Source organism: Streptomyces sp. SD15 (genome assembly GCF_054462255.1).
The window spans coordinates 1-12,354 of record NZ_JBTLMO010000033.1; the positions used below are offsets into that span (position 1 = coordinate 1).

Sequence of the window (12,354 nt, forward strand, 5' to 3'; positions counted from 1 at the left end):
GAAGCTGAGCTCGTCGAGCACTACGGAGTGTCCCGGATGACCGTCCGGAACTCCTTCTCCATCCTCCAGGGCGAGGGGCTCGTGCATGCCGAGCACGGGAAGGGTGTCTTCGTGCGACCGCGCCCGCCCGTGCGACGGCTCGCCTCCGACCGGTTCGCCCGGCGCCATCGCGAGCAGGGGAAGTCCGCGTTCATTGTCGAGGCCGACGCTGCTGGAAGTCACCCGCAGGTGGACAGTCTGGAAGTGAAGGAGGAGAAGGCCAGCCAGGACATCTCCACCCGGCTCGGGTCTGTACGGCGTGTGCTCGCTCGCCGGCGCCGGTATCTGCTCGACGGGCGTCCGGTCGAGTTCGCCACCTCGTACCTCCCGCTCGATATCGCCCGGGACACCCCGATCGCTGAGCCCAATCCCGGCCCCGGAGGCATCTATGCCCGTCTTGAGGAGCTCGGCCACCGCCTCGACCACTTCGAGGAGGAGATCCGGGCCCGGATGCCCTCGCCGTCCGAGGTCAAGACGCTCCGGCTGGCTTCCGGTGTGCCTGTGATCCACCTGATCCGCACCGCGTACGACACCGAGGGGCGGGCCGTGGAGGTCTGCGACACGGTCATGGCGGCGGACGCGTACGTCCTGTCGTACCAGCTCCCGGCGACGTGACCAGTGTGAGCGGGTGATCCGCGGTGGTGCGCGAGGCCGCTTCCCGGAACTCGTACACGCCAACAGGCATACTCGTATAGACGAGTGAGCAAGTTGTGTGGCAGGGTGGTCGTCGTTCCCGGAGATCGGGTTCGACGGCTGCATCTTGTATAGACGAGTAGATAGGAAGAGCTCTTGCGCACCATCCGTGTGGAGACCTCGGCCGCGACGATCCTGCTGACCGAGGCGCCCGAGCCCAAGGTCCGCGACCGCCAGACCGGCGAGATCGCCAAGGACATCAACACCGGTGAGGCCCTGATGACGATCGGCGTCGTCTACATCGAGGAAGGGGAGTCGTCCCTGATCAAGGTCACGGTTCCGGAGAGCGGTGTCTCTGAGGGGCTCGTGCTCGGTGCTCCGGTCTCGCTGCCGGGGCTCGTGGCCCGGCCGTGGGAGAGCGTGTTCAACGGGCAGCAGCGGCACGGCATCGCCTACCGCTCCGCCGCCGTCACTCCGGCCGCGTTCCCGGCCGCCATGGGGGCCACGGCCTGATGACCGATCTGGCAACGCTTCTGGAGGTGGGTGGTCCTGTCGCCGCGCTCGGCGGCGGGGCTGCCTACGCCCGGGGCCGATACCCCGGCGTCTACTGGTCTGCGGTCGGTCTGCCGATATCCACGGCCCGGCTGCTCAGCTCGTACAGCTCCGTCATGGAGGCCTGCGGCCTGACCGTCGCTCCGTCGCGGCTGCGGGTCCTGGCGGTCAAGACCACCACCCGACGCGAGATCCGCCCCGTTCCGCCGCGTCGGGGCATCATCCGTCCTACGTCCACCGGGCTGCGGCTACGTCTGCGGCTCGCCCCCGGGCAGGAACCCGCGGATGTCGCCGCCTCGGCCGAACGGCTGCGGCATGCCTGGGGAGTGCACGCCGTGTATGTCACGACCGTCAAGCCCGGTGTCGTTGAACTGCGGCTTGTCGGCTTCGACGTGCTGCGGCGGGTCCGGATGCCGCGCAAGGCCGATGCCGGGCCCCTCAAGGTGCCCGTGGCCCTGTGGGAGGACGCCACCCCGTTCGTACGGGACTACCGGACCGTTCCTCATCAACTGACCCTTGGCGCAACGCTGTCGGGCAAGTCCATGTACCTGCGGCATCTCGTCGCCGGACTCGCCCCGCAACCCGTCGCCCTGGTCGGCATCGACTGCAAGCGCGGTGTGGAGCTGGCGCCGTTCGCCGCCCGGCTCTCGGCGCTGGCCACCGACCCGGAGCAGGCGGCCGAGCTGCTGCCCGTGCTCGTCAAGGAGATGGAGGACCGATACGACCTGATCAAGGCCCGGCAGGGGGTCGCGCCGGACGCCCCCGGCGAGGAGATCACCTCCGACATCTGGGGCCTGCCCGAGCATGAACGCCCGGTACCTGTCGTGCTGTTCGTCGACGAGGTGGCCGAGCTCTTCCTCGTCGCCACGCGCAAGGACGAGGACCGGCGCGACGAGATGGTCACCCAGCTCATCCGCCTCGCCCAGCTCGGCCGTGCCGCCGGTATCTATCTGGAGGTGTGCGGGCAGCGGTTCGGTGCGGAACTGGGCAAGGGGGCGACCATGCTGCGAGCCCAGTTGACCGGCCGTGTGTGCCACCGCGTCAACGACGAAGCCTCAGCCAAGATGGCGCTCGGCGACATCGCCCCCGAAGCCGTCTCCGCCGCGTGCGCCATCGCGCCCGAACGGCCTGGCCTGGCCGTGGCCGGTGACACCTCCGGCGGCTGGTCCCGCATCCGCACCCCGTACCTCTCCCTCGGCGACGCCGCAGAGATCTGCCGCGAGTCGGCCCACCTGGTGCCCGACCTGCCCGCACTCAAGCGCTTCCGGCCCGACGTACCCGTACGACCCGCCGAGACTGCAACGGCCCCGGTACTCCAGCCGCGCCCCGTCACCGACTAACGCCCGCCCCTCCCCACCCCGGCCGGCGTGCCCGCCTCGCGCCAACTCCCTACCCCTCCCATGCCTGAATCCGGAAGGAGCCGCAGCATGCGCGCCCAACTGGCCCGCGTCGACGCGGTACTCGTCCAAGCGGTCATCGCCGCCGCGCTGTCCTTCGCCCACCTGCACGACGTCGCCTCGGCGGCCGGTCAGGACGGGTGGAAGGCGTGGGCGTATCCCATCTCCGTCGACCTGCTGCTCGTCGCTGCATGGCGCCGACTGCGGGCCGGTGAAGCGAAAGCGGCTGGGTGGTGCTGGTTCGTGATCGCGCTCACCGCGTCCCTCGGGGCGAACGTCGCCACCGCCGGGCTCCTCGACCTGGACCAGGTGCCGGCATGGCTGCGGATTCTTGTTGCGGGCTGGCCCGCGGTTGCCTTCCTCGGCGGAACACTCCTCGCCCACTCGGCCCCGGCATCGCGCGAGAACACCGAAGGTGCCGAGGACCAGGAGGACGCGCCCGATCCCACCCCAGAGCTCCCCGCGCAACCGACACCCGAGCCGACCCCCGCTCTACCTGCTGTAGCCGTTCCGGCTGCCCTCGTCGAACACGCCCGCAAGGTCGCCGCCGAACACCACACCCGCACCGGAACGGTCATCGACACCCCGACCCTGCGCGCCCGGCTCGGCGTCCCCGTCCCCATGGCCGATGCCATTGCCGCCCAACTCACCTGACAAGGAGGCCCAACCCATGCCGCTCTTCAGCTTCAACACAGCCGCCGACTACCTCGACGCTGCTCGCGAGATGGCCGACGCTGGCCGCTCCACGCTGGCCCGGCTCCTCGCCGAAGAGGCCGCCGACCGCACCGTCGACCCCGACGAGGCCGCCCGCATCTTGCGCGAGTTCTCCGGCGCCAGCCTCCGAGGGGAGGGCTGACGCATGACTCGTCAGAGCCGCTTCCGCAACGTGGTCCGCATCGGCCCCGTCCAGGTCGGCACGTCCTACGGCAACCGGGGCCGTGAGAAGCACACCGCCGCCTGCACCACCCCGCGCTGCGGCTTCTCCGCCGACTACGACAGCCGCGCCGCCGCCGAACTCGCCGCCCGCACCCACCGCTGCCCCGTCCGCTGAAAGGACCCGCACCACGTGACCGTCAGCCTCCCGCTCGTCCTCGTCCTCGGCCTCATCGCCTGGGGAGCGGTCAAGTTCCTCGGCGTCCGCACCTGGATCGTCCTCGTGATCGCCCTGTTCGGCTTCCTGCTCTCGCACACCTTCATGGCCCCCGCCATCGACTCCGGCACACGCTCCGGCGTGGACGTCATAAACGGCTCACATGACTAGACGAGTAGATAAGAAGGGCGCCGTGTTCCTGCCCAAGTACCCGGACAACCCCACACCGCCGCCCGCGCACACCCACGCCCCAATTGACCCGGTCCCGATCCGCCGCTCGCTCCCGTCGGTCTCCCCCGACCAGAAGACGGTTGCGGCCGTGCTCGTCGGCGGAGTCGTCCTCACCGCGCTCCTGGCCGCCGTCGCCGTCACGGCCATTTCAGTCGCCGTCGCCGCCGTGGTCCTGCGCGCCCTGCTCCGCGAACACCACCGCCGCTGAACCACGCCCGACCCCTGGGGCGGCCACGACACCGCCAAGCATCCGGCCGCCCCGGGGCCCGTCACTCCTGACCGAGCCAGCCAGAAGGAGACAGCCATCTTCACCCGCGCCACCCCGCCCCCGCTCCCGGATCTCACCAAGCTGGCCCAGCTCGGCACCCTGCCGGGTATCGTGCGGCAGCTCTCCGGGCTCGGCGGCTGCACCCACCCGATCCGCCTGGACGGGCACCGCACGGAATACGACGTCGACACCGTCACGGGCGAGATCGGCCGCATCCTCCACCACCTCGACTCGGGCGACCTCCCGGCCGGCCAACTCCTCGTCCGCTGCAACAACCGCCGCACGACTCGCTGCCCGGCCTGCTCGGAGGTCTACCGCCGCGACACCTTCCAACTGATCACCGCCGGACTGCGCGGCGGCAAGGGCACCCCGGAACACGTCGCCGCCCACCCCCGTGTCTTCGCCACCTTCACAGCCCCCGGCTTCGGCCCGGTCCACAACCGCCGCACCGACGGACGCCCCTGCCGCTGCGGCACCCACCACGACCAGGAGGACGACGGCCTCGGCACCCCGCTCAACCCGGACACCTACGACTACGAAGCCGCCATCCTCTGGAACGCGCATGCCGGTCCCCTCTGGCGGCGCTTCTCGATCTACCTGCGCCGGGAGGTCGCCAAGCGCGCAGGCCTGTCACAGCGCCGTCTCCGCGACTACGCCCGCGTGTCCTTCGCCAAGGTCGCCGAGTACCAGAAGCGCGGCGCAGTCCACTTTCACGCCGTCATCCGTATCGACGGCCCGACCGGCGGAGACACCCCTCCCCCGGCCTGGGCAACCGCCGAGCTGCTCACCGACGCCATCGACGCTGCCGCGTCCAAGGCCCGTGTCGACGGCCCGACGATCGACGGCCGCGCTCACACCTTCGCCTTCGGCCGCCAACTCGACGTCCGGACCATTCGCTCCGCTGACTTCAACGGCGGCCAGGAGCTGACCGAACGCGCCGTCGCCGCCTACATAGCCAAGTACGCCACCAAGGGCGCGGAGACCGCGACGGGAGCTCTCGACCGGCCGCTGAAGTTCGCCGCCGAACTCGCCCAGCTCGACATCAGCGAGCACGCCCTCCGCCTGATCCGAACCGCCTGGGCCCTCGGCGCACGCAAAGACCTCGAACACCTTCGCCTGCGCGCCTGGGCTCACATGCTCGGCTTCCGCGGCCACTTCTCCACCAAGTCCCGCCGCTACTCCACCACCCTCGGCGCCCTCCGCACCGCCCGCGCCGAATGGCGCCGCGCCCAAGCCACAACCACCACACCCGAGCGCGAGCCCGAGACGACATACGTCCTCGCCCACTGGGTCTTCGCCGGAACCGGCCTCTCAGACGCCGAAGCCTGGCTCGCCGCATCCCTCGAACCCGCCCCCGGAACCGAAGGAGAACCCACCCTTGGCTAGCCGACGCCTCGCCCTGGCCGACGTGGCCACCGAACCGCGCGCACTGCCCGCGCGGTACCTGACCCCCGAGGACCTGGTGGTGATGTTCGAGCTGCCCAGCGTCGAGACGGTCTACCAGTGGCGACGCAAGCGCACCGGACCCCGGGGCTTCCGCGTAGGCCGGCATCTCCGTTTCGACCCGGCCGACGTGCGGTCCTGGGTGGACTCCCGGCGTGAGGGGGCAGCTGCCTGATGGCCGGACACATCCAAGACCGGTGGTACAAGATCGACGTCGGTCCGGACGGCAAGACCCGCAAGTTGAAGAGCGAGCGCTATGGCTCGGGCCTGCGCTACCGCGCGCGGTATGTCGGCCCAGACGGTACGGAGAAGTCCAAGAGCTTCCCCGACAGACAGAAGCGGCTTGCTGACCAGTGGCTCGCTCACACCGAGGCGGACATGGCACGCGGGCAGTACATCGACCCGCGTGCCGCTCGGGTCACCTTCCAGCAGTACGCCGAGACATGGGTAGCCACCCAAGGGGCCGACCCGAACACCCAGGCTTCGATGGAGTCACAGCTTCGGCTGCACGCCTTCCCGTACTTGGGATCGCGACCGCTCGGCTCCTTCCAACCTGCGCACATCAGGGACTGGGTGCGGCAGCTGAGCGAGAACGGCATCCGGGGCTCGTACGCCCGAACCATCTACTCCAACGTGCGTGCCGCCCTTAGCGCGGCCATGGACGACGGACATCTTCCCCGGAATCCGTGTGCTGCTCGTTCCGTCCGGCCGCCGACCGTGGATGACAGGCGCGTTGTCCCCTGGACACCGGAACGCGTCTTCGCCGTCCAGGCCGGCATGCCCGAGCGGTTCCGGGCCATGGTCGACCTGGGTGGCGGCTGCGGCTTGCGACAGGGCGAGATCCTCGGCGTGGCCGTCGACGCGATCGACTTCGAGTCGGACACGCTCCACGTGGTCCAGCAACTCAAGCTGAGCCGCAGTAAGGCAGTGTTCGCACCGCCCAAGGGCGGCAAGCTGCGGGACGTTCCGCTCCCCGGGCCGGTGGCCGATGCCCTCCGGGCCCACATGAAGCGGTTCCCGCAGGTGGACATCACCTTGCCCTGGAAGGTGGCAGACGGGCCTCTGGTGACCAAGCGACTGATCTTCACCGGCCCGCGCGGCGGGCACGTCTGGCGGACGTCCCTCAACGAGGAGGTGTGGAAGCGGGCGCTGGCCTCGGCCGGCGTGATCCCCGAGCGTAAGTCTGGCGAGTCGTACGCCGAGTCTCGCGAGAACGGCATGCATGCCCTCCGCCACTTCTACGCCTCGGTGCTCTTGGACGCCGGAGAGAACATCAAGGCTCTCGCCGAGTACCTCGGCCACTCAGACCCAGGTCTGACGCTCCGCGTGTACGCACACCTCATGCCATCGAGTCAGGAGCGTACTCGCAACGCTGTTGCGCGGATCTTTAGCACGGTTAGGTCGATCGATAATCAGGCGGCGACTACTGGAGGGATTAAGGAAGGCGATTAGAAGACGCGATTAGCCATCTCGCTTAGAAGTCTCCGATAGGAGTACCGATTAACAGCCGAAGCCACCTATTCGGTCTCCAATCACCTAAAGATAATGGCGAGCCTAACTGCACCCACCTCCCCCAACTGCCTGTTGGGCGTGCATGCACGCACGTTGGACACGCACGCACACTCAAGATCAACTTGGCGAACGCAGGCGCTGCCGGGCACGCCAAAGACGCCTGCAAACTAGACCGGAAACACCGACCATTCAATGCCCGCCTCCCCTCACCTGGCGATTTGGTGAAGAGGCACTCACCTGAATAGGGTTCACACGAAATTCAGGGCCGCTCCCACGCGACGGGAACGGCCCTGTCTCCATCGATGTACCAGCATCATTAGGAGGAGATCCATGCTCCCACGCACAGGTGTCAGCGTCGACATCTGTCCCCGCGACCTGCCGATCGCACTCATCGGCACAGCCGGGGGCGCGCTCGCCCACTGGGCCCACGTTCCAGCCGAGATCATCGTCCCCGTGGCGCTGCTGATCATCTTCGACATCCGCGTCCGCCTCTGGCCTCGCCGCACCTGACGGCCCAGAGGCGGCCCGGGGCAACCCAAAAGCCCCCTACCAGCGGAGAACCCGCAGGTAGGGGGCTTACCGGTGTCGCGTTACTTCTTCTTGCCCTGGTTCTTGACCGCCTCGATCGCAGCCGCGGCCGCGTCCGGGTCGAGGTAAGTACCGCCGGGGTTGATCGGCTTGAAGTCGGCGTCCAGCTCGTAGGAGAGGGGGATGCCCGTCGGGATGTTCAGGCCCGCGATGTCCGCGTCGGAGATGCCGTCGAGGTGCTTGACGAGGGCGCGGAGGCTGTTGCCGTGGGCCGCGACCAGGACCGTACGGCCGGCCAGGAGGTCGGGGACGATGCCGTCGTACCAGTACGGGAGCATGCGGACGACGACGTCCTTCAGGCACTCCGTGCGGGGGCGGAGCTCCGGCGGGATCGACGCGTAGCGCGGGTCGTCGGACTGGGAGAACTCCGTGCCGTCCTCGAGGGGCGGGGGCGGCGTGTCGTACGAGCGGCGCCACAGCATGAACTGCTCCTCGCCGAACTCGGCGAGCGTCTGGGCCTTGTCCTTGCCCTGGAGGGCGCCGTAGTGCCGCTCGTTCAGGCGCCACGAGCGGTGGACCGGGATCCAGTGGCGGTCCGCGGACTCCAGCGCGAGCTGGGCGGTGCGGATCGCGCGCTTCTGGAGCGAGGTGTGGACCACGTCGGGCAGCAGGCCGGCGTCCTTGAGCAGCTCACCGCCGCGGACTGCCTCCTTCTCGCCCTTCTCGTTGAGATTGACGTCCACCCAACCGGTGAACAGGTTCTTCGCGTTCCATTCGCTCTCGCCGTGGCGGAGGAGGATCAGCTTGTACGGTGCGTCGGCCATGCCTTTGAGCGTAATCGACTCGGCTGACACGCCGCGCGTCCGGTCGACAGACGGACACCGGCCGTCCGCCGACCCGGACGCCGGTTGACGGCATCTGTTAATCGAGTGGCCCACCAGGACCGATCAATCGTAAGTTGCGATCACCGCCCGAGCTGCTTACGCATCCCGTCCGACCTGGGGGACCGCCATGCCACTGGCCGTCATGAGACGCGCCGTCCGAGAGACCGTCTCGGGACTCCCCCGCGAGTTCTGGTGGCTGTGGACCAGCACCCTCGTCAACCGACTTGGGGCTTTTGTCGCGACTTTCATGGCTTTGTATCTGACGCTCGACCGCGGGTACTCCGCCTCGTACGCAGGTCTCGTGGTGTCCTTGCACGGGCTCGGCGGCGTGGTCTCCTCGCTCGGCGCGGGGGTGATGGCCGACCGGCTCGGGCGGCGGCCCACGCTGCTCATCGCGCAGTCGTCGACGGCTGTCTCCGTCGCGCTGCTCGGCTTTGTGCACCACCCGGTCGCGATCGCCGCCGTGGCCTTCCTGGTGGGGATGGCGAGCAACGCCTCCCGGCCCGCCGTGCAGGCGATGATGGCCGACATCGTCCGGCCCGAGGACCGCGTCCGCGCGTTCTCCCTCAACTACTGGGCCATCAACCTCGGCTTCGCCGTCTCCTCCATGGCCGCCGGTTTCATCGCCGAGTCCAGCTATCTCGCGGGCTTCCTCATCGAGGCCGGCATGACCCTCGTCTGCGCGCTCGTCGTCTTCGCCAAGCTGCCGGAGTCCCGGCCCACGCAGGTCACCAAGGGCGCGGGACCCGAGATCGGCCTCGGGACCGTCCTGCGCGACGGGCGCTTCATGAGCGTCGTCGGGCTGTCCTTCCTCGTCGCCCTCGTCTTCCAGCAGGGGGCCGTCGGCCTTCCGGTCGCCATGGGCGAGGCGGGCTTCACCCCGGCCGACTACGGCATGGCGATTGCCGTCAACGGCGTACTGATCGTCGCGCTCCAGATCCCGGTCACCCGTTTCATCGAACACCGGGATCCCAGGCGGCTGCTCATCGTCTCGTCGCTTCTCGCGGGATACGGCTTCGGGCTCACCGCCTTCGCCGGGTCGGTCGGCGTCTTCGCGCTCACCGTGTGCGTGTGGACCCTGGCGGAGATCGTCAACGCGCCCACGCAGACGGGGCTCGTCGTCCGCCTCTCCCCGCTGCACGGCCGCGGCCGCTACCAGGGCATGTACACCCTGTCCTGGTCCCTCGCCGCCCTCGTCGCACCCCTGATGTCCGGCGTCGTCATCGACCGGTTCGGCGCCGAGTGGCTGTGGGGGCTGTGCGCGGTGGTGGGCACGGTGGCGGGGCTGGGGTACGGGATGCTGATGCGGCGACTTCCGGCGGAGGAGCCCTCGATGGAGGCGGGCACGGCGGCGGCGAAGTCTGCGGTCAACGCGGTGTGAGGGGGACGCCGCGCTCGGTGCGATGGGTCAATGGGGCGGAATCGCCCCGCGTGACGCATGGGTTCCGCGATGCTGAGCGATACGCGGCACAGCCGCGATACCCAGGCGCCCGCGCACAGCTCGCGGACGACCCCGCCAAGCCCGCTCCGTCCAAGCCGACGAACCCAGTAAGCCCACCAAGCCCACCAAGCCCAGCAACTCGGCCTCCAAGCCGAAGGTCGACCTGTCCCGTCTCGTCGGCGCCGCTAAGACCGACCCCGGCGCCAAGCAGGGCCACGTCAGTTACATGGCGGGGACTAACCTCACCGAAGCCGCCCTGGTCAAACTGGGCTACCTCGCCAAAACCTATGCGGGCGACGGCTCCTTCGGCTCCAAGACCATCGCCGGCTACGCCAAGTGGCAGCGCCACCTCGGCTACACCGGCGCCGACGCCAACGGCATCCCCGGCAAGACCTCCCTCACCAAACTCGGCTCCCAGAGCGGTCTGTTCACCGTCGTGGCGTGAGGTGACGCGGTTCCGTTCTCGGGGCGCGGATGCGCCCCTGGGCCCTGAGGGGACTCAGGGATGCATCCGCGCCCCCTTGAACACCTTGTCCACCCCGTTCTTCGGCCCGTACACCGCGAGCCCCACCAGATCCAGCTCCGCCGTCCGCACCGCTCGCACAGCCGCCCGGTTGTCCCGGTCGTTCCCGGTGGTGAACAGGTCCGACGTGAAGACCGCCCGCGGCAACGCGCGGGCGAGCACCCGCTCGTGGGCGGCGTTCAGGGTCTCCTTCGAACCCTCGAGGACGAGGACCGGCTGGCGGAACATCGGCAGATACGGGATGTCGTCCGCGTCGGCGTACGGCTCACCGACCACCTCGGGAACGGCCGTCCCGAGCCCGCTGACCAGAAAAGCGGTCACATTAAGTCGCTGCCAGGGCTCCAGGTCCTCCCTCAACAGGACGGCGATCTTGGTATCGAAACGGATGGGCTCTGTGTCCGAGAGGTGCTCGCTGTTCATGCCTCGAGACTGCCGACCGTCGTACGGCGTCGTCTTGTACGTTGTTTGCATGGTGGCCCGGCGGGAGATCTCCGCATGGCGCCCGCGGGTTCCGGGCGTCGTGGAGGTGTTCCACGCCCACTACACGGAGTACGCGTACCCGATGCACGTACACGAGGCGTGGACGCTTCTGATCGTCGACGACGGCGCCGTGCGGTACGACCTCGACCGGCACGAGCACGGGACCCCGCACGGCACGGTCTCACTGCTGCCGCCGCACGTCCCGCACAACGGGTCACCGGTCACCGAGCACGGCTTTCGCAAACGCGTCCTCTACCTCGACGGCACACATCTCACCGAGGACCTCATCGGGCCCGCGGTGGACGGACCCGACCTGGTCGACCCCGTACTGCGCCGCCGCGTAGGGCAGCTCCACACGGCCCTCACCCATCCCGGGGACGAACTGGAGGCGGAGAGCAGGCTGACGCTGATCGGTGAGCGGCTGCGCGGCCATCTGCGCTCCCGGCTGATCGAGGAGCCGTCGCGGCGCCCACGACCACAGCCGCTCGCCCACCGTCTGCGCGAACTCCTCGACGCACGGCTCGTGGAAGGCATCGCCCTGGACGAGGCCGCACGACTCGTGCACGCCCATCCCGCCCATCTCGTACGGGCGTTCAGCGGCACCTTCGGGATCGCCCCGCACCAGTACCTGATGTCCCGCCGCGTCGACCGAGCCCGCCGTCTGCTGCTCGACGGACAGCCACCCGGCGAGGTGGCCACCACGACCGGGTTCTACGACCAGTCCCATTTGACGCGCCACTTCAAGCGGCTGGTGGGGGTCGCCCCCGGGCGCTATCGCGTCAGTTCGCGCTGAACCTCGAGCCCGGCGCGATCAGCCGGCGGGGCGCTGAGTCAGATGGGTGAAGGCGTCCAGATTGCGGGTCGACTCGCCGCGGGACACCCGCCAGGCGTACTCCTTGCGGATCGCGGAAGCGAAACCGAGCTCAAGGAGGGTGTTGAAAGAGCCGTCGGCGGCCTCCAGGACCGAGCCGAGCAGCCGGTCCACCTCGTCCGGCGTGACCGCGGCGAGCGGCAGTTTGCCGACCAGATAGACGTCCCCGAGAGAGTCGACCGCGTAGCTCACTCCATAGAGCTTGAGATTGCGCTCCAGGAGCCAGCGGTGGACGCCTTCCTGGTTCTCGTCGGGGTGACGGATCACAAAGGCGTTCAGCGACAGGGAGTGCTTGCCGACGATCAGCGAGACGGTGGTCGAGAGCTTGCGGGTGCCGGGCAGCTTCACGACGTACGAGCCCGCCCTGGGGCTCTCCCACTCCAGCTCGGCCTCGGTGAGGACCCGCTCGATGATCGACGCTGCGTCAGACATGAGGGGAGCGTACGCGACGGGTCTCACCCA

18 protein-coding genes are annotated in these 12,354 nt (G+C 69.1%); 15 read left to right on the forward strand and 3 right to left on the reverse strand.

Features of this window, described 5'->3' with window-relative positions; translation table 11 throughout:
• The 12 genes from ACX28W_RS28230 to ACX28W_RS28285 all read left to right on the forward strand — a co-directional run.
• Positions 1 to 654 (forward strand): GntR family transcriptional regulator (locus ACX28W_RS28230; RefSeq protein ID WP_459002447.1); only part of this gene is annotated, 654 nt, incomplete at its 5' end.
• A gap of 174 nt (positions 655 to 828) precedes the next feature.
• Entirely contained in the window at positions 829 to 1,185 is a 357-nt protein-coding gene (locus ACX28W_RS28235) for an SCO3933 family regulatory protein (RefSeq protein ID WP_459002449.1), read from the forward strand.
• A complete protein-coding gene (locus tag ACX28W_RS28240) occupies positions 1,185 to 2,564 on the forward strand; it encodes an FtsK/SpoIIIE domain-containing protein (protein ID WP_459002451.1) in 1,380 nt (459 codons plus the stop codon). Before ACX28W_RS28235 ends, ACX28W_RS28240 begins: the two co-directional genes overlap by 1 nt.
• A gap of 87 nt (positions 2,565 to 2,651) precedes the next feature.
• Complete coding sequence (locus tag ACX28W_RS28245; RefSeq protein ID WP_459002453.1) at positions 2,652 to 3,275, forward strand: DUF2637 domain-containing protein; 624 nt, start codon at positions 2,652 to 2,654, stop codon at positions 3,273 to 3,275.
• Between the two features lie 16 nt (positions 3,276 to 3,291).
• The gene (locus ACX28W_RS28250; RefSeq protein WP_459002455.1) at positions 3,292 to 3,477 is read left to right on the forward strand and encodes a hypothetical protein; all 186 of its coding nucleotides are present in this window, start codon (positions 3,292 to 3,294) and stop codon (positions 3,475 to 3,477) included.
• Between the two features lie 3 nt (positions 3,478 to 3,480).
• The gene (locus ACX28W_RS28255) at positions 3,481 to 3,672 is read left to right on the forward strand and encodes a mobile element transfer protein (protein ID WP_459002456.1); all 192 of its coding nucleotides are present in this window, start codon (positions 3,481 to 3,483) and stop codon (positions 3,670 to 3,672) included.
• 15 nt (positions 3,673 to 3,687) lie between these two features.
• Positions 3,688 to 3,882 (forward strand): hypothetical protein, encoded by a 195-nt coding sequence (locus ACX28W_RS28260; RefSeq protein ID WP_459002457.1) that lies wholly within the window; start codon positions 3,688 to 3,690, stop codon positions 3,880 to 3,882.
• Positions 3,883 to 3,904: 22 nt separating this feature from the next.
• On the forward strand, positions 3,905 to 4,150 hold the full coding sequence (locus ACX28W_RS28265) for a SpdD protein (protein ID WP_459002566.1): 246 nt from the start codon (positions 3,905 to 3,907) through the stop codon (positions 4,148 to 4,150).
• Between the two features lie 141 nt (positions 4,151 to 4,291).
• Positions 4,292 to 5,596, forward strand: coding sequence for a replication initiator (locus ACX28W_RS28270; RefSeq protein WP_459002568.1), 1,305 nt, complete (start codon positions 4,292 to 4,294; stop codon positions 5,594 to 5,596).
• A complete protein-coding gene (locus ACX28W_RS28275) occupies positions 5,589 to 5,828 on the forward strand; it encodes a helix-turn-helix transcriptional regulator (RefSeq protein ID WP_459002459.1) in 240 nt (79 codons plus the stop codon). The genes ACX28W_RS28270 and ACX28W_RS28275 overlap by 8 nt, the downstream gene beginning before the upstream one ends.
• On the forward strand, positions 5,828 to 7,105 hold the full coding sequence (locus ACX28W_RS28280) for a tyrosine-type recombinase/integrase (protein WP_459002461.1): 1,278 nt from the start codon (positions 5,828 to 5,830) through the stop codon (positions 7,103 to 7,105). The genes ACX28W_RS28275 and ACX28W_RS28280 overlap by 1 nt, the downstream gene beginning before the upstream one ends.
• A 390-nt stretch (positions 7,106 to 7,495) precedes the next feature.
• Positions 7,496 to 7,675, forward strand: a complete 180-nt coding sequence (locus ACX28W_RS28285; RefSeq protein ID WP_459002462.1) for a hypothetical protein — start codon at positions 7,496 to 7,498, stop codon at positions 7,673 to 7,675.
• Positions 7,676 to 7,755: 80 nt separating this feature from the next.
• On the opposite strand, the gene ACX28W_RS28290 is transcribed toward ACX28W_RS28285, so the two are convergent.
• Complete coding sequence (locus ACX28W_RS28290) at positions 7,756 to 8,517, reverse strand: phosphoglyceromutase (protein ID WP_459002463.1); 762 nt, start codon at positions 8,515 to 8,517, stop codon at positions 7,756 to 7,758.
• 187 nt (positions 8,518 to 8,704) lie between these two features.
• On the opposite strand from ACX28W_RS28290, the gene ACX28W_RS28295 reads away from it, so the two are divergent.
• Positions 8,705 to 9,958 (forward strand): MDR family MFS transporter, encoded by a 1,254-nt coding sequence (locus ACX28W_RS28295; RefSeq protein ID WP_459002464.1) that lies wholly within the window; start codon positions 8,705 to 8,707, stop codon positions 9,956 to 9,958.
• A gap of 286 nt (positions 9,959 to 10,244) precedes the next feature.
• Positions 10,245 to 10,463, forward strand: coding sequence for a hypothetical protein (locus ACX28W_RS28300; protein ID WP_459002465.1), 219 nt, complete (start codon positions 10,245 to 10,247; stop codon positions 10,461 to 10,463).
• Positions 10,464 to 10,517: 54 nt separating this feature from the next.
• On the opposite strand, the gene ACX28W_RS28305 is transcribed toward ACX28W_RS28300, so the two are convergent.
• Positions 10,518 to 10,961 carry a DUF2000 family protein gene (locus ACX28W_RS28305; protein ID WP_459002467.1) on the reverse strand — a complete coding sequence of 148 codons (444 nt, stop codon included), beginning with the start codon at positions 10,959 to 10,961 and terminating at the stop codon, positions 10,518 to 10,520.
• 49 nt (positions 10,962 to 11,010) lie between these two features.
• Between ACX28W_RS28305 and ACX28W_RS28310 the strand changes: the two genes are divergently transcribed.
• Positions 11,011 to 11,814 (forward strand): helix-turn-helix transcriptional regulator, encoded by an 804-nt coding sequence (locus ACX28W_RS28310; protein ID WP_459002469.1) that lies wholly within the window; start codon positions 11,011 to 11,013, stop codon positions 11,812 to 11,814.
• An 18-nt stretch (positions 11,815 to 11,832) separates the two neighbouring features.
• On the opposite strand, the gene ACX28W_RS28315 is transcribed toward ACX28W_RS28310, so the two are convergent.
• Positions 11,833 to 12,324 carry a type III secretion system chaperone family protein gene (locus ACX28W_RS28315; protein ID WP_459002470.1) on the reverse strand — a complete coding sequence of 164 codons (492 nt, stop codon included), beginning with the start codon at positions 12,322 to 12,324 and terminating at the stop codon, positions 11,833 to 11,835.
• Positions 12,325 to 12,354 lie beyond the last annotated feature (30 nt).